11 protein-coding genes and 1 pseudogene are annotated in these 23,734 nt (G+C 68.6%); 9 read left to right on the top strand and 3 right to left on the bottom strand.

Translation table 11 applies throughout. The annotated features are described in order from the left end of the window. Window positions 1–74 precede the first annotated feature (74 nt). From ACFWJW_RS13975 to ACFWJW_RS13955, 5 genes and pseudogenes are all read left to right on the top strand, one after another. Window positions 75–218, top strand: a pseudogene (locus tag ACFWJW_RS13975) (IS5/IS1182 family transposase); the annotation flags it as partial. 326 nt (window positions 219–544) lie between these two features. Then, on the top strand, window positions 545–2,704 hold the full coding sequence (locus ACFWJW_RS13970; RefSeq protein WP_387239531.1) for a RecQ family ATP-dependent DNA helicase: 2,160 nt from the start codon (window positions 545–547) through the stop codon (window positions 2,702–2,704). A 129-nt stretch (window positions 2,705–2,833) separates the two neighbouring features. Next, window positions 2,834–6,754, top strand: coding sequence for a CHAT domain-containing protein (locus tag ACFWJW_RS13965; protein WP_387239528.1), 3,921 nt, complete (start codon window positions 2,834–2,836; stop codon window positions 6,752–6,754). 9 nt (window positions 6,755–6,763) lie between these two features. Next, entirely contained in the window at window positions 6,764–7,762 is a 999-nt protein-coding gene (locus ACFWJW_RS13960) for a hypothetical protein (protein ID WP_387239525.1), read from the top strand. Window positions 7,763–8,470: 708 nt separating this feature from the next. Beyond that, window positions 8,471–10,564, top strand: coding sequence for an N-6 DNA methylase (locus ACFWJW_RS13955; protein ID WP_387239522.1), 2,094 nt, complete (start codon window positions 8,471–8,473; stop codon window positions 10,562–10,564). A 61-nt stretch (window positions 10,565–10,625) separates the two neighbouring features. On the opposite strand, the gene ACFWJW_RS13950 is transcribed toward ACFWJW_RS13955, so the two are convergent. Then, window positions 10,626–12,071, bottom strand: a complete 1,446-nt coding sequence (locus ACFWJW_RS13950) for a serine/threonine protein kinase (protein ID WP_387239519.1) — start codon at window positions 12,069–12,071, stop codon at window positions 10,626–10,628. 434 nt (window positions 12,072–12,505) lie between these two features. On the opposite strand from ACFWJW_RS13950, the gene ACFWJW_RS13945 reads away from it, so the two are divergent. The 4 genes from ACFWJW_RS13945 to ACFWJW_RS13930 are packed head-to-tail and all read left to right on the top strand — an operon-like array spanning window position 12,506 to window position 22,022. After that, window positions 12,506–14,035 (top strand): PD-(D/E)XK nuclease family protein, encoded by a 1,530-nt coding sequence (locus tag ACFWJW_RS13945; protein WP_387239516.1) that lies wholly within the window; start codon window positions 12,506–12,508, stop codon window positions 14,033–14,035. Further along, window positions 14,032–15,222 (top strand): hypothetical protein, encoded by a 1,191-nt coding sequence (locus ACFWJW_RS13940; RefSeq protein ID WP_387239513.1) that lies wholly within the window; start codon window positions 14,032–14,034, stop codon window positions 15,220–15,222. Before ACFWJW_RS13945 ends, ACFWJW_RS13940 begins: the two co-directional genes overlap by 4 nt. Continuing rightward, window positions 15,215–18,880, top strand: coding sequence for a hypothetical protein (locus ACFWJW_RS13935; protein ID WP_387239510.1), 3,666 nt, complete (start codon window positions 15,215–15,217; stop codon window positions 18,878–18,880). The genes ACFWJW_RS13940 and ACFWJW_RS13935 overlap by 8 nt, the downstream gene beginning before the upstream one ends. Before the next feature lie 31 nt (window positions 18,881–18,911). Further along, window positions 18,912–22,022: a pPIWI_RE module domain-containing protein gene (locus tag ACFWJW_RS13930; RefSeq protein WP_387239507.1), complete on the top strand. Its 3,111-nt coding sequence runs from the start codon at window positions 18,912–18,914 to the stop codon at window positions 22,020–22,022. A 334-nt stretch (window positions 22,023–22,356) separates the two neighbouring features. On the opposite strand, the gene ACFWJW_RS13925 is transcribed toward ACFWJW_RS13930, so the two are convergent. Continuing rightward, the gene (locus ACFWJW_RS13925) at window positions 22,357–23,037 is read right to left on the bottom strand and encodes a restriction endonuclease (RefSeq protein ID WP_387239504.1); all 681 of its coding nucleotides are present in this window, start codon (window positions 23,035–23,037) and stop codon (window positions 22,357–22,359) included. Between the two features lie 171 nt (window positions 23,038–23,208). Beyond that, a complete protein-coding gene (locus ACFWJW_RS13920; protein ID WP_387239501.1) occupies window positions 23,209–23,418 on the bottom strand; it encodes a hypothetical protein in 210 nt (69 codons plus the stop codon). Window positions 23,419–23,734: the final 316 nt, after the last annotated feature.

Raw genomic sequence — 23,734 nt, 5'->3', positions numbered from 1 at the left:
ATCTTCTGCGTCCTGTGTGTCGATCGTTGGGGACCTCCGGACCTTCGCAAAAGGGTGCTCCTCCAGCAGGGCCTGGGGTGCTGACGGGACCGAACCCGACCGACCGCGGCAAGAAGGGGGCGAAAACCCATCTCATCGTCGACCGCCGCGGTCTGCCTCTGTCGATCGGCATCTCCGCCGCGAATCTCCACGACAACCAGGCTCTCATTCGGCCCATCCGCGCACTGTGACCGTCGGTCCAATCAGACGCGCCGGTCAGGTAGTCCGCGGGCAGGCGTCCACAGACGTGAGCAGTGAGTCGCATGTGCCGTTGCCGCTTGCAATTGGAGAAGTCAGTGGTTCGGGACTACGGAAGTGGGAGGGCATTCAAATTCCAGGTAGATTTGGAGCCCTGACCTGGGCAAACGTGCCGATTGGTGATCGTCGTGACCGAGCGCTCTGCCCTGGCGTCCTTGATCAGTGCTTGGCAGACGCACCCTTCGCGAGCCCTTTGCGATGCTGGGCGGATTCGCCGATTGTCAGTGCCATCGGGTTGCATGGGGGCATGGACAACCTGGACCTCCGCACTGAAGCCGATGCCGTCCTCGCTGAGCTTGTCGGTGACCCCGGGGGTGCGGCACGGTTGCGGGAGGACCAGTGGCAGGCGGTGGCGGCTCTGGTGCAGGAGCGGCGGCGTGCGCTGGTGGTGCAGCGCACTGGCTGGGGCAAGTCGGCGGTGTACTTCGTGGCCACTGCTCTGCTGCGGCGGCGTGGTTCCGGCCCGACGGTGATCGTCTCGCCGCTGTTGGCGTTGATGCGGAACCAGGTCGAGTCGGCGGCGCGGGCCGGGATCCGGGCGCGCACGATCAACTCGGCCAATCCGGAGGAGTGGGACACCATCCACGAGGAGGTAGAGCGTGGCGAGACCGATGTTCTCCTCGTAAGCCCGGAACGTCTTAATTCTGTTGATTTTCGTGATCAGGTGCTTCCCACGCTGGCGGCTACGACCGGTCTGCTGGTGGTCGACGAGGCACACTGTATTTCCGACTGGGGCCATGACTTCCGGCCCGACTACCGCCGGCTGCGGGCGATGCTCGCTGAGCTTGCCCCCGGTGTGCCGGTGCTGGCGACCACTGCGACCGCCAATGCGCGGGTCACCGCGGATGTGGCTGAGCAGTTGGGGACGGGTGTCGGCGAGGCGCTGGTGCTGCGCGGCGCGCTGGATAGGGAGAGTCTCAGGCTGGGTGTGGTCCAGCTGCCGGACGCCGCGCACCGCCTGGCCTGGCTCGCCGAGCACCTGGACGAGCTGCCCGGCTCCGGAATCATCTACACGCTGACGGTTGCCGCGGCCGAGGAGGCCACCGGCTACCTCCGTCAGCGCGGCTTTCAGGTGGCCTCCTACACGGGACGCACGGAGAACGCCGACCGGCTGCAGGCCGAGGTCGACCTGCTGGAGAACCGGGTCAAGGCTCTGGTCGCGACGTCGGCGCTGGGCATGGGCTTCGACAAGCCGGACCTGGGTTTCGTGCTGCATCTCGGCTCGCCGTCCTCGCCGATCGCCTACTACCAGCAGGTGGGGCGTGCGGGGCGCGGCGTGGAGCACGCCGATGTGCTGCTGCTGCCGGGCAAGGAGGACGAGGCGATCTGGCGCTACTTCGCCGATACTGCCTTCCCGCCTGAGGCGCAGGTTCGCCAGACCCTCTCGGCCCTTGCCGAGGCTAGAAGGCCGCTGTCCGTGCCGGCCCTGGAGGCCGTGGTCGACCTGCGGCGCACCCGCCTGGAGACCATGCTCAAGGTGCTCGACGTCGACGGGGCGGTCAAGCGGGTGAAGGGCGGCTGGATCTCCACCGGCGAGCCCTGGGTGTACGACTCCGAGCGGTACGCCTGGGTCGCTCGGCAGCGCGCGGCCGAGCAGCAAGCCATGCGCGATTTCGTGAGGACATCCCAATGCCGGATGGAGTTCTTGCGCCAGCAGCTGGACGATGAGGGGGCGACCCCCTGCGGCCGTTGTGACAACTGTGCAGGCGCCTGGGCCGATTCCTCCGTTTCGGCGGAGTCGCTGACCGGAGCAGCGAAGGAACTGGATCGTCCGGGGGTGGAGGTTGAGCCGCGGCGTATGTGGCCGACGGGGATGCCCGCACTGGGTATCGACCTCAGGGGCCGGATCCCGGCTGGCGAGCAGTGCTCCACGGGGCGTGCTCTGGGGCGGCTCTCGGACATCGGCTGGGGCAACCGCCTGCGCCCGCTGCTGGCCGAGAACGCGCCCGACGGGCCTGTCCTTGACGACGTCCTGCGGGCCGCGGTGGCGGTTCTCGCAGATTGGGCGCGCTCTCCTGGAGGTTGGGCATCGAATGCCCCGGACGCGTCTGCCCGGCCGGTGGGAGTCGTCGCTGTGCCGTCCTTGGCCCGCCCGCAGCTCGTCGGTTCCCTCGCCCAGGGAATCGCGACCATCGGCCGTCTCCCCTTCCTGGGCACCCTGACGTACACCGAGCCGACCGGCGCGCACGCGGCACGCCGCAGCAACTCCGCCCAACGCCTCAGGGCACTGACTGGCACCTTCACCGTCCCTGAGGACCTGGCTGGTGCTCTGGCGCGCTTTCCTGGTCCTGTCCTGCTCGTGGACGACTACACGGACTCTGGCTGGACCCTCGCAGTTGCTGCCAGGCTACTGCGCCAGGCAGGCAGCGAACACGTTCTTCCGTTGGTCCTAGCTGCGGCAGGCTGAGTTTCCCCTTCTGGCGGTGCGGAACAAAAACGCGGCGGCGCGAAAGCGAGGGCTTGCGGGGCAGGACTCAGTGCAGCCCTGATCCCGGTACTGTGCCTGGGTTGCCTGACATTACGGGGAGGGGCAGCAGTGTCCGAAGTGCAGCGGGAGCAGTACATAGCCGTCGTCGAACGGCTCGCCGGTCGTTGGCTCCCATCCGCCAAACGAACCCTGCCTGCTGGGATGCGGGCTCGCCTCATCGGCGAGCGCGCCCTCGACGCATTCGAGGACGCAGCGGACGACAGCGCCCTGGTCGACGCTGTCGCAGCCCTCAGCGCCGCCGATGCCCTGGGCTCCACGGCGCCGGAGCTGCGCGAACGGCTCGGTCACCTCACAGAATCGCCGGTGCGGATCGCCCGGTACGACATGACCGTTGCGTCATCGGCCCCTGGTGAGCCCGAATCGGACCGACTTGGTGAGCTGCTCGCCCTTGTCGACGCCCGCACGGGCGAGAGCCGGACTGCGGCCCCAACTCCGCTACCTGCAGCCTTGGGGGCCGCAAACGGCTACACAGGGGAGGTGTCGGCGTACGGGCTGCTCGTCGAAATCTTGGCGATGCGTGACACCCTCAACCCCGCGGAGGTCTGGTCCGACAGCAGGGGTGCGGTTTGGGGCGAGTCCGTACGGTTGGGCCGGATCCACCTCATGCGGTTCGTCGGCACCGGCAGCATTGACGCACTGGACCAGGCCATTGAAGTCCTCCAGGAAGCCGTCGCGGCGTCGGCCGAGGACGAGCCCGTCTGGCAATGGCACATCGGACTCGGCGATTTGGTGCTGGCACAGCTCATGCGTTACGACGCCGCTGGGCATGCGGAAGACCTCAACGAGGCCCTGCACCGAGCCAGGGCGGCACAAGAAGCCGCGTTCTCAGAGTCAGCGGGGCCCCGCTACCTCGCGTTGTGGCAGAGCATCCTGGGTGCCGCACTCTGGATGCGCCATGAGTCCGATGGTGACTCGGCCGACCTCAAAGCCTCGGCTGACGCGCTCTGGGTCGCCGCGCATGGATGGGCCCGTGTCACGTCGGTTTCGTGGCTGCGTCTGATCGGTGTGATCCAACGGCAGCAATACGCGCTGTCGCGGCAGGCAACCTACTTGGAAAGGGCGTTGGCCCAACACCGTCGCACCGCCATGGCGGAGATGCTCGTGCACGATGCGACGGTGCCGCGCGAGGCATACGCGAGCGTGGGCTACACCCATCTTGCCGAGTACGAAAGGTCCCGCGAGCCGGACGAGCTCGACCGTGCTGCGCAGTCCCTCACCCGGGCGCTGGAGACCCACGAAACCCAGGAACGCAACTCCGCTGCTTGGCTTGATTGGACCCGCATGCTCGTCTCGGCGCAGCGTTTGCGCGTCGAGCGAAGCGCTGACCGCGGCGCCTTGGAAGGTCTCGTCATCAGCCTCGTATGTGCGCTCGCGGAGGTGCCCGCGGACGCCCCAGAGCGTGCTGTGTGGCTCGGCATGCTCGGTGAGGCTTTGCTGTGGAGGTATGAACTGGTCGGCGAGTCCGATGACTTGCGGACCGCTCGCAGTCTCCTAGAGCGCGCCGACGACCGCTCGGCGCTGGCCACCGTCTGCCATGTCCTGTACCTGCACGGCAGTGACCTACGTGCCCTGGACGACGCCGTGCGCATCGGAGCCGAAGAAGTGCGCCGGACTGCCGGCCCCGAGGGGGCGCACGTGACGGCGGCGGCCGGGCTCGGCCTTTCCCTGCTCTCTCGAGCCGAGGTGCTGCGCGCTCCGATGGATGCGTTGGCGGCCGTGCGCCTCCTCGACCACTGCCTGGAGTGGGGCGATCAGTCCGCTGAGCAGCGCGCCTTCCTGCGGGCCGAGTCCGGGTGCGCGCTGCTGAATCTGCACGAGCTACGGGCGGACGGTATCGAGGCCGCCCCTGGCTACGCAGGCGATCCGCTGGACGATGCCGCCATGGCCGTGATGGACGCGCTGGACGTTCTCCGGAGCCACGAGAGGGACACTGCGCGAATCTACGATCTCCTCACCCGGGTGCATGTGGCGGCGAGTTTGGCCACTGCACGCGAGCAGAGGCTGGGCGAGGGCCCCGGCCTGCAGCGTTGGGAACGGCCGCTCTGGAGGCGGGTGAGGAGGGAGAGAGCGCTTGACGAGTGGGCCGTCGAGTCCGGGGTCTCTCGCTTCCTGAGGAGAAGCGGTGACTTGAGCGCCGCCCTGCGTGATGACCCAGTCACGATGCGCGGCTTGCTGCGTGAACGCATCGTCGACACTCTGATCCGCTACCTCGGTGACCGGCCTGCCGAACAAGTCCGTCAGGTTGTGGGCCAGGCGGGCCTGCTCGCCCGCGCCTGTCTGGAAGCCGGGGATGCCGGGGCCGCTCTCGAACTGGTCGAATCGGGCCGGGCCTTGGCCGAGGAAGTGGCGTCCGGAGCAGCCACCGCCACCGGTTCGGTCCTGGAACAGCACCGGCGCATGCAGAGGGCGCGACGGCTGGAGATCGCCGGGCCGGCCAGCAGCCGACTGCCACGGCTTACGACCGGCGCCGTCTCCCCGCCGCTACCAGGCGCCTTGCGGACCTCCTTGCTCGACGCCCTGTCAGCCACCGAGGGTTTGCTCACGCACAGCTGGCCCACGCATCTGTGCCAGACCCTGGGCGTGGACGCTGTGGTGCACCTCTTGGCTGGCCGTGACCATGGCTGGGCCCTCGTCCTGCACTCGTCCGGACAACTTCATTCGCTGCGGCTACCTCAACTGCGCTCTGACGCGCCGGACCTGGGCAACTTCACCGGCGCGCACGACCAGCAACTACGGAGAGCCACGAATACGGCGCCGAGTGATCCATGGCGCGGTGCGCTGCGCAAGGTCTGCGACTGGGCCTGGCGAGCAGCGATGAAGCAGCTCTCCGAGTACTTCTCGGCCCGGGGGCCCCAGGGAACACCACGGATCGTCCTGGTCCCATCCGGGACGCTCGGTTTGGTGCCCTGGCATGCGGCACGGCACCGTGTGCGTCGGGATGACGGCAGCTGGACGCACCGCTTCGCGATCGAGTCCATGGCCATCAGCTACGCGCCGTCGGTTCGGATGCTGACCCGGTTCGCCGAGCGTTCCCTGGCACCGCTCGCCGGGAGTGGGCTCGTGGTCGTCGACCCTACGGGCGACCTGCCACATGCCCGGCAGGAGGGCGAAGACCTCTACCGCTGGTTCTATGCCAAGGGGCACCGGCTCGGCGGATCCGGCGAGACCACGGTGCCCGCCACGACCGCCGCCGTCATTACCGCGCTTCGGGGCCAAGCAGCCGACCGTGACTACCCAGTGGCTCACTTCGCCTGCCATGCGCGTAGCAGCACCCCTGCTACGGACTCGTACTTGATGCTGGCTGGCGGGCAGCGGTTGCGTGCCGATCGCCTCCTTGGCATGGCGGGCGGCAACAGCGTCGCACGGGACAGGCATCCCCTCGTGGTCTTGTCCGCGTGCGCGACGGCGGTGCCGGGAGCGCACTACGACGGCGCATTGAGCCTGTCGACGGCATTCGCCGCGGCAGGTGCAGCCGCCGTGGTGGGATCGCTGTGGCACGTGGAAGATGCCGCGACCGCTGCGCTGATGCGGGACTTCCACACTCTGCTCAACCTCGACGGAATGCCACCTGCCGAAGCGCTGCGCACCGCCCAGCTGCGGCTGCTGCGGGAGGCCCGCGCCCGGACCCGAGGGCAGAGCACCAAGGCCAGAACCGCGGCTGAAGACCCTTTCTTCTGGGCCGCGTTCGTCCATCAGGGCCGGGGGCATCTGGCGGCCCCGCCCGCTGACGGTGCCTCGTCAGCAATCGCCGAGCTCCCCGACGACCTCACGCATAGCGGAGGCTCATCCGATGGCTTCGGGCTCCGGTTGCCGATCTTCTCAAGTCTTCCGGGGCCTGGATCGGCCGAGGTCGTCTGGACCTGCCCGCTGACCGACTGCGCTGAGGAGGCGATCGGGGACGATGATTCGCCCTACGCCGCCGATTGCTGTCCCACGCATCCCGACAGCGCGTTCGTCAAGTCGGCGTAGGCGGCTGCTGTGGGCGGACTCGTCAAGGGATTCGTGGAGCCGATCGCGAAGCGCTGGAGCGCCGCGATGGGCGGTCCCCTGCTGCTGTTCTGGCTTGCGGGCACCTTGATCGTGCTGTGGCGCCGTGGGGGCGGCACGCATCCATGCCGCGTCCCTGAGCCATGGGCAGGCGTGTCTTGCGGCATCGCCGCACAGCAACCGGTGGGTCCCATCGTGCTGTCCGCGGCCGCACTCGCACTCGTGGTGGTGTCCGCGTGGGCGGCTTCGGCGTCGGCACCCTTCGTTCTTGAAGTCCTCGCGGGCCGCTGGGGCACATCCCGGCCAGCGCTCGCGCACACCCGACGCCGCATTGTGAGGCACCGAGCCTGGCGCGCTGCACTCGCGGGACACTCGGTGCCGCCTTCGGGGTTGACCGGGGATGCCCTCGATGCCTGGCAGGTGCAGTCCGGCTGGCGTGGCGCGCGCAGGCGGGCGGCCACAGCACGCTATCCGCGGCCGCGCGACCCGGAACCGCTGTTGCCCACCGCACTGGGAAACGCGCTGATCTCGGTGCCCGCCGAGATACGCCGTAAGTATGGGCTCGAACTGAGTGTCTGCTGGGACCCGTTCGTCAAGGCTCTGGACGCCCCCGACCGCGAAGACCTGACGGCTGCGGCGACCCGTGTCTTCGCCCGGGTGCAGGCTCTGATGTGCGCGGTGGCCACCACGCTGTGGGCGGTGCTCCTGCCCGGCTGGTGGCCGCGCCTGCTCTGGATAGCGGTGTGTGGTCTCTTCGTCTGGGCCGCACACCGGGCACTGCGCGCAGGCGTGGATGCCTACTGCCTGCATGTCGGGGACATCTTCGCCGTCCGCCGGGTCCGGCTCTATCGGGCGCTCGGCATCGCCCCACCAGCCTCAAGCGCGCAAGAGGTGCCCTCCGGCGAGATCCTGAGCGCCACCCTATCCCTGTCCCTCAGTACGCTGCCGAACGGCCCGACTTCCATTCCGTACGACTGGTCCGCCGCCTGAGAAGGCGTCTGATCTGGGACGCGGGTGACTTGATCGGATGGTGGGACCGTTCACGCAGTTGTTTGATCGTCTCGGCGTTGCTTTCGGTGAAATCGAGGTAGTCACGGTGAGTTCGTCGAGCACGGCGAACGATCCGTTCAAGCCTTGAACCTGCGGCATGCGCTTCTGGTCTGCGTGCGCATTATGTGTGTTGTGGGCATTATGACGCTGGAGTGATGCTCATTTGATGTTGCCGAGGAGTCGGGCCGTCGTTGAACTGTCTAACTGCCCAGTGCAGTTCGATAGTGTTGTCGGGTGTCGTGCGCGGTGGCCACATTGACGTGGTCGAGCGTCGCCGCGACCTTTGTCTCGCGCTTGAACCGGCGTGTGAGTCGCACGTGTCCAGAGGAGTCGTCGAGCACTCCGGAGGCGAGTGCCTTCGCCGCTCTGCGCGGCAGATGCTGGTCGAGGCCGCGCCAGATGTGCCCGATGGGGCCATGGTCCTGAGCCGCCTCGAGGTGGCGTAGGGGGAGGGCCGGTGCCGCGCCCGACGCCTCCCATAGTTACCCTTCCTGGTTGGTCGGCGTCAGGGCTGTAGGGGTAGAAGGCGCGCCATTGGCAGATGGCTGTGAACTCAGTCAATGATTAGCTTGCGTACTGTGGCTGAGCTACGGTGATGGCATCCCGTGTCAGGTCCGTCCGAAAGTCGCTCCCCGCTCGGAGAATCAAATGTCAGACTCCATCGATGCGCCCGTCACTCTGGCGGGAATCGCACGCATCGCGGGTGTTGGTCGAGCGGCAGTAAGCAACTGGCGGCGCCGCCACGACTCGTTCCCGACAGCGGTCGGCGGAACGGACACCAGCCCGCAGTTCTCCCTCGCTGACGTCGAACGGTGGCTCCACGCCCACGGGAAGATCGAGCGGATTGGGCTGCGCGAGCGGCTGTGGCCGCACTACGAGGCGCTGGGAGAGCGTGCGGTCATGGGCGCGGCGCTTGCGGAAGCCGGCCGCCGCCTTCTCGCTGCGGAAGGCGCGGACCAGGCCGTGCCGGAGCAGTCCTTCCTTCCGGAAGAGGCTGCCCAGGTGGTGGTCGAGACGGTCGACGCCGCACGCCATGAAGGAGGCCGTGAGACCTTCGACTTCCTGCTTTCGCGCTGGCTCGACGCTCATGTACGGCAGTTCAGTACCACTCCGGCCCCACTGGCCCGGCTGATGGCGGACATCGCTCTAGCCGTCCGGGCCAGTGGGACAGGGGGCGGGGATGCGCGGACGACCATCCTCGACCCCGCATGTGGCGTCGGTGGGCTGCTCCTGGCAGCCGGTGAGGGCATGGGGGAATTGGGGAGCGAGGACAACTCCACGGCTCCGGCGCTCGTCGGGGCCGACCTTGACCCCGCACTTGCCGCGCTGGCAGCGGCCCGGCTGGGCTTCGCCGGCGCAGGTGGGGGAGGCAGGGGCGCGGAGATCAAGGTAGGAGACTCGCTCCGCGCAGACCCGCACGGTGCCGAACGGGCCGACATCGTCCTTTGCAACCCCCCGTTCAGCGCGCGGGACTGGGGCCACGAGGAACTGGCCACCGATCCCCGCTGGGTCTACGGCCTGCCACCGAGGACCGAGCCTGAACTCGCCTGGATCGAGCATGCGCTGGCGCGACTGGTGCCTGACGGTGTGGCTGTTCTCCTGCTGCCGCCGGCGGTGGCTTCCCGGCGTGCGGGCAGGCGCATCCGTGGGGCGCTGCTGCGCACGGGCGCGCTGCGGGGAGTCGTCGCACTGCCGGCTGGGGCCGCGCAACCGCACAGCGTCTCGCTCCAGTTGTGGATTCTCCGGATGCCCGCGTCCGACGGCGGAGTGGCTCTTGGCGAACGCCTGTTCCTACTTGACGCGGCCACCTCTCAGGGGGCTGCCCGGGGAGCTCAGAGCATCGATTGGCCGCGGCTGAGCGGCCGCGTACTCGACGCGGTACACGCTCATTCATGGTCCGGGGAACGGAAGGCGGGAGCGAGGAAGAAGCTGCCCGAGGGCTGCGTCGCCGTCCCCGTGATGGATCTGCTCGATGAGCAGACGGATCTCACGCCTGCCCGCTACGTGCCGGAGACGGCTGTGGAGGCTCAGGCTAAGCTCCATGAATCCTGGGGGCGCCTGGACGGCCTGCTCGACGAGGTACGCGGCCATTCGCGGTCCCTTGCGGCGATTGACCTGTCGGCGAGCGGCGATGCCGCGTCCACGATCACGGTCTCGGACCTGGACCGTGCCCACGCGCTCAAGCTACGGCAGGGGCAGACGCTTCCCGGCGAGCTGCTGCACGGTGACGCCCTTCCGGATGCTGCGGTACCAGTCCTGAGCGTTCCCGACCTGGTCCAGGGGGAGGGGCCGGGGGGCTGGCTCGCCGGGGCCGAGGTGGAGAAGGGCGCCAGCACCGGTTCGTTCACCGTGGCCGAGCCCGGGGATGTCGTCGTGGCGGGTGTCGAGCGGGCGTATCGCGTTTGGGTCCAAGAGGACACGCCCCTGGTACTCGGACCCCAGCTCTACGCGCTGCGCCCGGACCGCGAACTCCTCGACCCCTGGTTCCTCGCGGGCTGCCTGCGCGCTCCGGCGAACGCGCGGCAGGCCGGTTCCCACACCTCCAGCTCGGCCCGTATCGACGTACGCAAACTGCGGGTGCTTCAGCTCTCCCTCGCCGAACAGCAGCCGTACGCGGCGGCCTTCAGGAACCTGCTGGCACTTGAGGAGTCACTCCGCTCGGTCGCGGCGGTGGGCGAGGAACTCGTCCGGGGCCTCGGGGACGGGCTTGTGTCGGGAAGGCTGCACAGATCGCGACGATGAGTCGGCCGCCCTGCATCACCGCGGCGAGCGCGGAGGAGGCACCCGCGCCGGGCCGGTCCGCCTACGCCTCGAAGCTCAGCTCCTCGAGCTCGATGCCGACCTCGCGGCACCGCTCGGCCAGCACCTGGGCGCGACGGCCTGTGACGCGGGGCAGCTCTTCGAGCACCATTCCCCGCGCTGCCGCGGCGGGGAGCAGGTCACCGAAGGGGATACGGCACTCCGCCGCGCCGAGAGTGCCTTCCAGGTAGTCGGCCAGATCGTCCGGGCTCGCACTGCCCTCAGCCCGTAGGGCCAGAACCTCGTAGAGCGCGATCGCCTCCTTGCAACGCCCGGCGACGCGCATGCCGTTCGCAGCCACGCGCAAGGCCGCCCGGACCTGTGGGTCGAAAACGCCCCAGTCCCGGCGGGCGGCGGGCAGCAGCTGCACCAGCTTGTCCACCGCGCTCGCGGGTTCACCGGAATCGATCTCGGTCTCGGCCTCGGCGGCGACCTCCTGAAACATCCGGCGACTGAGGAACCCGGAACCGCGGTGCCTCCTGTTCGGACTGGCCACGGCCGCCGGTGTCGCGGGCGCGGCGGGTAGGTCGTACTCGTCCGGCAAGCGCAACGGACGGGTAGGGTCCGGCTCCAGCCGGGGGGAAGGGGCGGCGTCACCCGGGAGGGGTGCGTACTTCCGCAGCACCTCGGCGACGGCGCGAGCGTCCTCCGGCCGGCCCTCCGGCTCCTTTGCCAGCAATTTCAGGACCAGCTTCTCCAGCTCCGCCGGGATGTGCCCGACGTGGCACGTCGGCGGGATCGGTGCGGCATGCACGTGCTGGTCCTTCAGGCCGTCCCCGGAGAACGGCGGGTGGCCGGTCAGTAGGTGGTAGAGGACGCAGCCCAGTGCGTACAAGTCGGCCTTCGGGGTGATCTGGCGTTCCAGGATCTGCTCCGGGGCCTCGTACCCCCTGCTGCCTACGGTGGAACCGTGCTGGGTGTAGTCCGTGATGCCGGGCCAGAGCGGCTTGGCGATGCCGAAGTCGATGAGGACGACGACGCCGTTCTCGTCGATGATCAAGTTGTACGGCTTGAGGTCGCGGTGCACCACTGGCAGGTCGTGGGCGCAAGCCAGCGCCTCGGCGATCTGGACCCCGATGGCCGCGCCGACCTCGATGGTGGGGGTGTACTGGTCCAGGAAGCGGTGGAGGGGCTTGCCGGCGACGAAGCGCATCACGAGGTAGGGCTCGGAGCCGTGGGTGCCCTGGTCGTACAGCTCGGGAATGCTCCTGTTGCACAGCCGTCCGAGAAGGGCGCCCTCACGCCGGAAGCGGCCACGCATGCGCCGCAGTTCGTCGTGTGCCTCGTCTTCGTCAAGTGAGTCCAGGAGGTCGCTTTTTGTGCGCAGGCACTTGACGGCCACCAGCTTCTCGCCCCGCAGGTCTTTTGCCTGCCAGACCACGGCCATGCCGCCGCTGCCCAGATGCTTGAGCAGTTTATACCGGCCGCCCAGCACATCGTCCTTCTTCATGCCGCCCCTTGCCTCTGAAGCGTCCCGCCTCCGACACGCAGGAGACGCGCGACGCTGGCGGGTTTCCGGTTCCGCCGGACCGTTGCGTGGCGGAGGCGTCCCAGTGTAAAGCGATCGATGGCAGATTTGTGCATGGACTTAGTTCACAGCTCTCCTGTGTCATGCTGGAAACGCCCGCAACCCGGTGCGTCGTCCTCTGCAGTGTCGCAACGGGCTGTCCTGCCATACCGCTTGGAGGAGCTATGAGCAGTTGGCCGCGCCCCGCCGGGACAAGGGGTGACATCAAGCTGGTGCGTACGAACCTCGGTGCGGCGCGGCTTGACCCCCGGGACTGCCCAACGAAACGCGGCAGCGACGCCCGTCCGATGCTGATTGCCGATCCCGAACCTCCGGAACTCATCGAAAAATTCCAGGACTTTACGCTCAAGGTTTTCATGGACGCGCTCGACCTCATTGAACACGAGCGCAAAGATCCGGAGTGGGTGATCGGAGAACTCCGGTGCACGGAGGGGGCTTTCGGGCTCTATCGCCGTCGTGAAGCGCACCCTCTGCTGCTGTCCTGGTCGGCCGAGGCGGTCCGGCGCTATCTGGCGGCCCGGGCGGCGGACCAGCACGCACGCCAGGCCGCCGGCCTCCCGCTCACCGTCCCGGTCCGTGACACATGGGTGGTCGGCAAGGATCCCGGGCCGGTCGACGCCCGGGGCGCGGACACCTACGAGATGACCGCCTGGGGACGCCGCTACGCGGCCCTCGACGGCTCCACCAGGGAACTGTGGCTGCTCACCTTCGGCGCCGCCAAGGAAGATCGACCCGAGGGGGAAAAGGCCGCAGCCGCGTATGTCGCGGCGCGGGGCCGGCCGGCGGGCGGAGGGTGGCGGAAGCGGCACACTCCGGTCCCCTTCGACGAACTGCCGCAGCACCGCACCGCCCTGCCCGAGCAAGTCCGGGTCATCGAATTCGGCTGCGGAGACGGAAAGCACAACGAGCTGCTCCACTGGAACAGGCAGGAGGCGCGGCAGCATTTCACGGCGGAGGGGTGGCCCGCGTTACGCCAGGCCATCGACGGCACCGGGACCCGCCCCGGAACCGGCTGCGTCGACTGCAAGGCACTGACTGGCTGCGAGGCCCTCCCGCGCAGCCCGGAACTGCTGCGGATCACGCCGCCGGAGCGCCGGCGACCCAGGCGCAGCGTCTCGGTCACCGATCTGCGCGCCTACCGGGACTGCCCCGCGAAATACCACGCGACGCGGCAGCTCAAACTGCGCTCCTCGAAGCCCGAGAGCCCGGAAGTGCGACGCGGCCGCGTGGTCGACGACGTCCTGAACCAGCGGCACTGCAGCACGCCCTACCGGAGCTGTGAGGAGCTCCCCGGCCCGGCGGACCCTGCGTCCTGGGGCGCGGACGGCCTGCACCTGAGCGGTAAGGAAGCACTCGACGGCGCCGCCATGCTCGAACAGCACGCCTTCTACTGCCCGTTGGACGGTCTCGCCCCGGAGGAAGAGGTGCGTGTCCAGTACCAGGCGGTCTGCTACGACCCCGAACTCGATCTCGTCCTGATAGCCACCCCCGATCTGCTCCACACCCGTCGTGGGGGCTGGATCTGGCGGGAGACCAAGACCGCGAGCAGGTACCTCTATGAAGGGGAGTCGCTGTTGAAGCACTACCCCCAGCTGGCGCTCGGCGTACTGATGCTGGCCGCCGGCGTCCTGGGCGGTGCCGTGGCGCGCTCCAGGGTGGAACTCGAACTGCTGCACACCGACGACGTGACCTTTGAGGAGCTGGACCCCTCGCGCCCGGGAACCGTCGACGAAGCGAGAGAAGTGATCGCGCAACTCGCACAGCTCTGGGTCCGGGATCAGGACTACCCGACCGATCCAGGCCAGCACTGCGGCAGCTGCGAAGCCCTCGAATGGTGCCAGCCGGGCATCGACCACCTCGCCACGACGGAGCAGGAGCCCCGATGACCACCGCCTCTGATGCCCACGCCGCCCAGCGCGGCGACTGGCTCGACTTCCCCGACGTACGCCTGGTCCGTACGCTGGCCGGCGCGGTGATCCAGCTCGCCGACCTCGGGTCGCTCTCCTCGTTCAGGCTGCCCTATCCGGCCGAAGCTCAGCGCGCTCTCGATCGGACCGTCCTCGCTTGCCTCCTCAGGGGCGTCGAGGAGATCCCCCGCAGCCTGCCGGAACTGCTCTTCTGGTGCCACAGCCGCCCCTTGGAGGACTGGCCCCTCGACCTGCCGCCGGATGCCTTCGGACCGGACGACTACCTGGTGGACCCCGAGGCGCTGGTTCCCACCCAGCTGTGCCACGAGTGGTGGATCAGAGGCAAGGACGCCGGGGCCGCGCAATTCGACCGGGAGGTTATCCACACGGCGATGCGCCTGTGCCGCAAGGCGTCGTCGCCCGAGTCCTACGTAGCCTTCCGCAGGCTCCTGGTCGAACGCCCAGTTCTCACCGGAGTGGAGCGGTTCGAGACCGATACCGACCTGTTTCTCGCCCCCGTACAAGAACTCCTGGACCAGTGCTACGCGGCTGTCCCCGCCTCCTACGAATTCGAGGGAGCCTACGTCACCTGCGGTCGTTGCCTGACCTTGCTCACGCCGGTCGCTGGCGGCGCATGGTGGTGTGAGCGAGACCGGTGCCGGCGCCGGGGAGCGCCGCCACACGGACGGACCCTGGCCGGGGCCGACGCGGCCGGACTGCTGCAACTGATGCGACCACTGAGGCAGTTCGTCACCAGCCCGGGACGTGCCGAGGTCGAACTGGAGGCCCGGCTGAGTGCGCTCGGGCTTGAGGTTCAACTCTGGCCCGGCTTCGACGCCTACGACTTGCGCGTGACCTTCCCCGACGGACACGTCTGGGCCATCGACGTCAAGGACTGGAAGCATCCCGGCCTACTCGGCCGGTCTGCGAAACCCGTCCGCCCGGAGCCGCCCTACGACGAGTCGTGCTGGGTGGTCCCCCGCGAACAGGCCGAAGCCCACCGCGACTACCTCGGCACGTACCGGCGCAACCGCCCCGGCTCCGCCGAGGGCCTGCTCCTGCTCACCGACGACCGGCTCGTCGCACTCGCCACCGCCCGGCTCCGCGGGGCAAGCGGCCCCCACCTGACGGACTCCGCACCGACGAACGGATCCCCCCGTGCGTAACAGCAGCGAGTGGTACCAGCCACTGGCCAAAGCCCTGGAACCGGTCTGGCCCCAGGAACACCAGGACGTAAACCCCTCCCTGCTCTGCCAGGTGGAACTCGGCCTCTACCTGATGGAGAGTCTCGACCCCTCCCGCGATGCCCATGGTGTCTATACCCTCCTAGGCGGCTACCCCTTCGCCGCGGCCGCGGGCATCGCGACCACACCAGCACAGAGCGCCAGGCTGGATGTGGCACGCCATCTGCTGTGGAAGCTGCGTCGTCGCCGCATGTGGCACCAGTGCCTGGAGACGTATGCCCAGCTGCCCGAACGGCTCCGCGGATACCGGCTGCCCGAGGGAGGGCCGGCGCGCCGGGTCGAGCCGACCGTAGCAGGAGACCGCTTCGACAGGTTCGAGCGCGCGCTGTCCCGACTTCCGGACTTCGATCAGCGCGTGCTGCAGCCTGCCCCGGCGGGCCAGGCCCGGTTCACCGAGCGGCACCGGCCGACCTCCGTGACCATCCCCGAGCAGTTGTGCTTTCCACCGGCGACCGGCCACGACCTAAGCCGGGTCCCGGGAACCGCGGGCCCGCCCCTGGACATCCCCCTGGCCGAACTCGCCGAAACCGCAGACTGGATGGAGGAAGCCGAGACCGCTGGCGGCCTCCCCTCCGGGAAATGGGTACGACGCCTGGAGGACCTGCAAATCGATGTCCTAGCCGCCGATGGGCTGCACTTCGAGAAGACGACGGTGCTGCGCCTGGACCAGCTGTTCCACCTGGTCGGCATGGTGGGCGCGGGCAAGAGCACCCTGATGAATCTCATCGCCGTCTGGGGTGCACGTAAGGGGTTGCGCACCACTCTGGTCGTCGGCGATGTCGCCGAACAGCTCACCCTGGTCGGCCAGTTTCGGGACATGGGACTGACGGCCGCTCCTGTCATCGGCGGCACCACCCGCGAGCAGCACGCATCCCGGCTGCACCGCCGACTCGCCGCACGCGGCCAAGCCTCCCTGCTCCAGCACGACGATCCGGCCTTCGACGACCTCAGCACGGTGTGCGTCCTCGACGCGCAGCGCGGACTGGAAGCCACCGAACCCCTGCGCTATCTCGACGCCCCCTGCACGGAACTACGCCCTGTCAAGAAGCCTGGTCCGACTGCCGTCGGGGACATCCAGATGCCCGTGTACCGGCACGACGCGCCAGAAGGGCACGAGGAGGAAAGCACCAGGGGAGCGGAGCCTGAGACTTCCCGGTCCGACCACGGCTGTCCGGTGTGGAGCGTCTGCCCCCGGCACGCCACCGACCGAGAGTTGGTCGACGCCCTGATCTGGGTGGCCAACCCGGCCAGCTTGCTGCAGAGCGCCGTCCCGAACCACCTCAACGCCGAACGTCTCAGGCACCTCGAACTCGCCTGCTTACGCAGCGACATCGTCATCATCGACGAAGCAGACCGTGTACAGATGCAGCTCGACACCGCCTTCGCCCCGTCAGCGACGCTGATCGTGCGTGGTCCGGAATCCTGGCTCGACCGACTCGGCATCCACAAGATCGATGAACTGGCCCGGCAGGGCCGCCTGCCCCTCTCGGCGCGCGATGTCGAACGCTGGTCAGCCTCCCTGGACATCGTCCACATCGCTGCCAATCGCCTCTATCGCAGGCTGATCACCGACGACGACCTCCGTCAGTGGGCGGACATCGAGTACTTCAGTGCCTGGACGCTCCAGGAGAAGCTCGTCAACCAGTGGTACCCCCGGCCACGTGCCGACGGGTCCCTCCCCGACGGGATCTCCTCCGACGCCGAGGTGTACGACTCCGACGACGAGCCCGACGGTCCCGCATGCATGCCGCGCATCCCGGGTACAGAGCCGTGGGATACCCGCCGCAACGAAGTGATCGAGGCCCTCGACGCCTTCCGCGACGACCCTCTCGGTGATCGCGGCCCGCACAGCGACCTCACAGACAAACTGATCCGCAGGACCGGAGATCTCCTGCACAACCTCGACCAAACTGCGACTAGCCAACGGGTCCGCTCCGTTCTCGACACCCTAATCGCCGGGTCGCCCCTGTTGGACGGTTCACTGCGCCAAGAGGCACCCGAGCCGGGGAAACCCGCCAGGGACCCCGTGGACACATGGGGGGCTGAGCCCTGGCTGGAGCGGGAGGCACGGCGCCTTGAGTTCACCCTGGTACTGGCCGCACTGCATCAGCGCCTCGAACGCGTCACTTTCCTGTGGCCGCAGGCCGAGGCAGCCCTCCACCTGGACACCGCCGATAACGAACTGTCCCGCAGACCGCCCCTGGACTACGCACCGGTTGTGCCGGAAGCCCCGATGGGAAATGTCCTCGGGTTCCAGTACCTTCCCGAAGACCCGGAGCGAGGCCCAGACGGCGACGAACGGCGCAGCGGCACCCTCCGCTTCTTCCGGTGCGCCGGCGTAGGCCGGGAGCTTCTGCTCAACCTTCCTGCACTGGGAGCCGACTCGGCCGCGGGCCGGCCCGGACCGCACGTGCTGCTTATGTCCGGCACCAGCTGGGCCGGGACATCGACCCGTGCACACGTCATGGCCCCGGTCAAAGCGATCCTCAAACCCCACCAGGCCGCCGTCGACTCCATCCGGCGGACCCGCTTCACCACGCTGTTCCTCTACGACGGCGAAGGAACCCCGCTCACACTCTCTGGAGCCAAACTCGACACCCGTGAGAGGGTCTTGGCCCAGATGGTCACCCAGCTCGGGAAGTCGGCCCCGGGCAGCACATCGCTCCTCGACAGGGAACTGCGGCGGATCGAAGACGGTGAACGACGACGGGCACTGCTCCTGGTCGGCAGCTACCAGGACGCCAGGACCGCCGCCGACCTCCTTGAACGCATGCCGCGCTGGCGAGGAAAGGTCCGGGTCCTGGCCTCCGACAAGGCAGAGCTCGACCACACCGGTCCTGGCGACACGGCCACCGGCGACTTCACCCGAGCCTCCGCCGTACGCCGTGGTGACCTGGCTGCCTTCGCCAAGGACGAGGACGCTGAAGTCCTGGTCGCACCCCTGATGGCGATCGAACGCGGTCACAACATCCTCAACCAGAGCCACAAGGCAGCCTTCGGGACCGTGCTCTTCCTCGCCCGTCCCCACCCGCGCCCCGACGACCTCTCGCTGGCCGTCTTCGCCGTCAACGACTGGGTCACCAGGTTCGTCCGCGACCAGCCGGACCCCGAAGCGGGAACCTTCGGCAAGCTGGTGGCCGACGCGGCAGACCTGGACGCCGCCGGGCTCGGCTTCCGCCTCGCAGCCCGGAAGGAATGGCGCCGCCTGCTGTCCCGCCGCTACATCTACTCCCGGCTCAGCGACGCGGAGAAGACGTCCTTCGCCTGGGACCAGCTCGTCACCATCTGGCAGGTCATCGGCCGTCTGGTGCGAGGCGGAGTGCCCGCGCGTGTGGTGTTCGTCGACGCGGCCTTCGCCCCCGCCCTCGCCGAGGCCGGGGCTCCGCCCGCAGCGGCGACCCGCAGCGGACGCCGGCGCAACGACGACGGTCTGCTCATCAAGCTCCGTGACGTCCTCGCGCCCTACTTCGACGACGCGACCCCATCCGAATCGTTTCCCGACCCCGCAGACCCCGCCCTGGTACGCACGCTCTACCACCCTCTCTACGACGCCCTGTGCGGCCTGAGCACCGGAAACTGACCGCCGAGACAGCAAGGAGTCTGTGAAGACCATGGCCGCCAAATACCGCGACACCAGCCGGGCCGCCTACCTCCTCAAGCCCGACGCTGCCCCCTGGACCGCCCGTTACCGCGCGCTGCCCTCTCCTGAGCAGTGGCACGAGAGCATCCTGGAACTCTGCAACCTCGGCCGCGCCCCCAAGGCTGAGCCGTACCGCACCGCGCCCGTCGCCCGCTTCAACGGAGTCTTGCAGGCTCTCGCCCCCGATCTGATCGTCCGAGGCCGCCCCCGCGACACGCACCAGCTGGCCGAGGACTTCTGGCTCTACGCCCCGTACGACGTCCCACACCCCCTTCCCGCTGACACCCTTGACCGGCTCAATGGAGCCTGGCTCCAGGACCTCCGCCCCGAACCCGAGCACCACCGCGCAGTCCTGGACACGTACACGGCGCTGCGCGCCTGCCCGCCGCAGTGGCAGGACGTCACCGTTGACCTCCTCGGCTGCCCCACGACCGACGGCGGAACCGCGGCCCCGCACGACCGGCAGTACCAACTCGCGACCGATGCCCTGGCCCGGCGCATCCTCGCTCTCGGCCCCTACGAACACAGCGCCGGCAGCCTGAACTTCCGCGCCGTGCCGCGAGGCCCGCGCCAGCAAGGAGCGGAGCTCCTCTCGCAGCCTCTCTCGCACGTGGTCAAAGGGCGTGAGTGGTGGTTCTCCGTCGTGATCAACATTTCACTGCACACCGTCCCCTTCGACCCCCGGCCCCGTCTCCACCTGCACACCGGAGTACGCCGCTGGGCCACTCGCCCCGACGCGAAGAAGCAGCGGCTGCGGCTGCCGTACGGCCGCGACACCTCTGTCTATCTGCTGCCCGGTATCCCCTGGCTGCCCGGAACGCCCACCAGCGACCGGTACGCGGTGGCGCGTCTGACCTGGGACCGCGGCACTCAGGGCTACGCCTGGAAGAACAACGGACCCGCCCAGATCCTCGGCAGGCTGACGCTCAACCGCCCCTTCCCCGACCCAGTCAGCCTGCTCACCAAACCCGAGGCGTGGATCGGCGACGGGGACGGCACCCGTGCCTCAGTCGTCCACAGCACACACATGGGGGCTCATGGCATCGGAGCCGGCCTCATGTCGCACCAACGTTCACAAATCGTCGAGTGGGCCGAACAGGCGCTGCCCCAGGAGATGCGCCGGGTCCCCTCCCTCAGCCGAGCGAGCGTCGGCAGCAGTGCCCCCGCCAACGTCCGCCCCAAGCCCAAGGCAGCGGAGAAGGCCGCCGAAGCGGAACGCGAAGCCCTCGCCCGCCGAACCGCACTCGCGGTGGCAGCCAGGATCAACGAGGGACGGGGCCCCGCCGAGGCAGTCGAGGGAAGCGGAGACGCGTGCCTCGTCGAAGCGCGACTGCTATGGCAGAGCCCTTCGTTCCGGGATGCGGCTGTCGAGGCCCTCGTCGATGTCCTCGGGCTGGACGGCGACGGAGGCCGTCCAGAGCCCGCCACCGCCGAGGAGGTGTACGAGCGGGCCGCGCCCGGAAGCCCGGTCATCCTCGAATGGAAGTCCCCGGAACTCACCCTCCGCCTACGGTGCCTGCGCACCACCGGCGGGATCACCGACACCCTGGGTATCGACCCCAAAGCGCGGCCGAGGGGCAAAGCCCTGGAAGCCGGCATCAACACCCGCCGGAAGGCGGCCGAGGCATTCCTCACCGACGACGGAGCCGACCCGCTCCACCCCGGCTTCGCACTCGTGGAAATCGACCGCCAACAGGATTTCGCCCACCGCCTGGACGACCCCAAGTACGCACTCCGGCTGGGCTGCGCGGACGCGGGCGTGCTCACGCAGTTTGCGCTCGTCCCCAAGAAGGCCAAGGGGCACAACACCGAGAAGAACCTCTCGCATCGGGTCCGTTCGGGATGGGAGGACGCCCTGCGCCAGTACGGCGTCCGCGTCCTGCCCGAGCACACGCTCGGCGAGGAGATTCCCGAGAGCCTGCGCTACGTCGCCACCTACATGGTCAAGCGACGCAAGGACGGCCCCACACGGCTTCCCCGCCACACCCCGGTGGCCGTCATGGCCACGCCGCTCGCACCGGGCAGCGGCCTGGCGGCAGTCACCGGCTGGGACGAGCGGACGGGACGCTGGATCCCCTACCCCCATTTCCTGCTCGGACTGGTCAAGACAGCCGAAATTCCGGAGGTGAGCGAACCCACGGAGACTGAGACCAGTACGGCCATGGACGCCGAAGCCGCCACTGTCGTACCCCGGCAGCGCTCGAAGTACCGCGTCTGGCAACAGAACATGGACGAGCAGCGCAGGGCCACCGCCCGCTACCTCCAGAAGATGGTCCACTCTCTCCGCGGCCGACCCACCGCACTGCTGACCCATTCTCAGAACAGCCGGCTGCACTGGCCCTGGCTCCAGGACGGCCGAACCGAACGAGACCTGATCAAAACCGGGCACGCCCAGCCGGTGGGACTCGACCCCGATCTCCGGTTGATCCGCGTACGTACGGCAGCAGGTCGGGAGACCCCCCAGTGGTGGGGCAATGCCGCTCCCGGCGAGGTCAACGGCCTGCCCCAGGGGCTGTGGGTGGAAGACGAAGACGCAGAACGGTCCTCAGGGCGGATCTTCTACAGCACCACTCCCAAGGCAGGCACCTTCCGGGACTCCGCCGTCGAGGCCGACAAGATCGCTCCCCGCCCTCTCCGGCAGGGCCCCAACAAGGGCAAACCCACCATCGACACGCACATCCCCGCCTGGAACCCCGGGCTGGTGGAAATCGCGGTCCTGGGCTGCCACCCGGACGCCGGCGACTCACCCGAAGCCCTCGCTCTCGCGGTGCACCAGCTTCGCCAAGCCCCCGACTACCTGGACGCACTCTCGCTGCCGCTGCCTCTGCACCTGGCGAGCCTCGCCCAGCACTACGTACTGCCGACGGTCGCCGAGGGAGAGGGAGAGGCCGAGGAATCCTCCCCGGAGGAGTCGGCCACTGTCGACGTGGAAGGCAGCGCCAAGAAACAGCGACTAGCGGCGGCGCTGGGCGTGATCGCGGAGGCCGCGGACACCGAACCGGCAGACGTAGACCCGGAATACGCGGAGGAACCCGGCCTCGCACAAGCGCCGGAGGACGAGCAGCTCACCCTGTTCTTCTGAGGAGACGGGCGGAGCCGGAATGGGAGGACCGTGCTCCGCCCGGCGACATCGATACAGAATACGTCCCGCAGGCTTTGGGTGCCGCCCGTGCCGGTGCTTCCGCCGATCGGCGATGGACGGTCCGCTCGCGTTCGCATCGGTTGGTGCGATGGAATGCTGAGCGCAACCCGAAGGAGCAGCACGTCTTTTTCCTTCTCCGGCAGTGCATCATCTGCGGTGATGGTCCCGTCGGAGACGGTGGCTTCGGCGCCCCGGTGACCAGGAATCCGACCTTGGTGGAGACCTTGATCCAGGCCGGAGCTGCATGAGCGGTTGGCGGAGCTGAAGCTGGGGGTCAGGTACCCCAGGGTGGGCGGCCTCCGGAGGCCCAGCGGCTGAGGGCGCGGCCGTCGATGAGACGCAGGGGGTGGTCGAGTTCGGCGTTGGCGCGCTGGGCGTCTGGGGTGAACGAACTGGTGGTGACGATGAGGGCCTGGTCACATCGGTGGTAGGCGCGGTAGGTGCCGTTCACGGCGTAGATGACGGGCGCTCCGACGCGGTTCGATGGTGCGTAGCGCTTGCACTGGACGGCGATGCGGCGGCCGTCGTTGAGTTGGAGGAGGACGTCGAGGACGCGGTCGTTGGCGCCGCCGGAGACGGTGGCGGTGCGGACGGAGGTGTCGCGGCGGGCGAGGTCGGCGATGGCGTGCTCGAACTGGACGCCAGTCATGTGCTGGTAGGCGGCGATGCTGTGGGTGAAGTCCGCCCGGGCAGCGGTAGGCAGCGTGGGCAGATGGATGCGACCGGTGCGGACGAGGAGAAGGAGAATAGCCGCGGCCAGTGCGAGGGCGGCCAGAACGCTGCTGGTGACGGGGTGTTCGCGGAACGCTGCGACGGCGGTTGCCAGGATGATGGCGGCGACGATGAGACGGCTGGTGGCGGCCTCACGCCTACGTCGCCGGACAGTGCGGCGCTGGGGCCTCGTGGCGGGGCGGCGGGTACGGGTGGGTCGACGTCGTCGTGCTGGTGCGGCCATGCTTCCCCCGGTGAGATGCTTGGTACTTGCAGTGTGCGGTACGGCGCGGGCTCGCCGTGAGCGAGCACGGGGCGTTGCGCGATCGCACGCTGGGTTACCGCTCTGTGGTCGCTGCCCGCGCGGCTTTGTTGGCAATTCGTTCGCTGAGAATGGGCCCACGTGCGGCGGCGCTCACTGGCCGGCTCGTGAGAGGCCGTTCACGAGCTGGGTCAGGAAGTTGAGGATTCCGTGTCCTACTGCTGTCGGGGCGACCAGTACCCCGAGCGCTAGCACGATGACTACGGTCAGCTTTTCGTCGAACCGGCTTCTGGCCTCCGTACGGCGGCGCAGCCGCAGGATAACGATGACAGCGAGCAGTAACGCCACGTTGATCGTCAGCAATAGCCCAGACCTCCCCCGACCATGGCCCTCCTCGCTCCGAGGACAGCCGATGTCCACCCGGCCTTCATGTGTAGTGGGAGCCCGGCAGCGCTGTGCCTGAGTTGCCTGTGATTGGCAATAAAGCGCTCTCCTGGCTGGATTCCGCAGGTGAGCGGCTTGCGTCGCCAGCCTGGTGACCCTGTTCGTTAGCCCGTCCCAGCGGCGGGGGCTTCGCGACTACCTCACGGCGCTGCTCTCTCCACCCGCTGGGACGCCGAGCAGGTCAATGACCGGTCATCGACGACTCCGGGGACCGCGAGGACGGCTCGGCCACTGC

This window comes from Streptomyces sp. NPDC127097, from assembly GCF_042724075.1.
In the GTDB taxonomy this organism is placed as follows: Bacteria; Actinomycetota; Actinomycetes; order Streptomycetales; family Streptomycetaceae; genus Streptomyces.
Note: the sequence above shows the minus strand (reverse complement) of the source record. Positions and strands in the feature narration are given on the sequence as shown.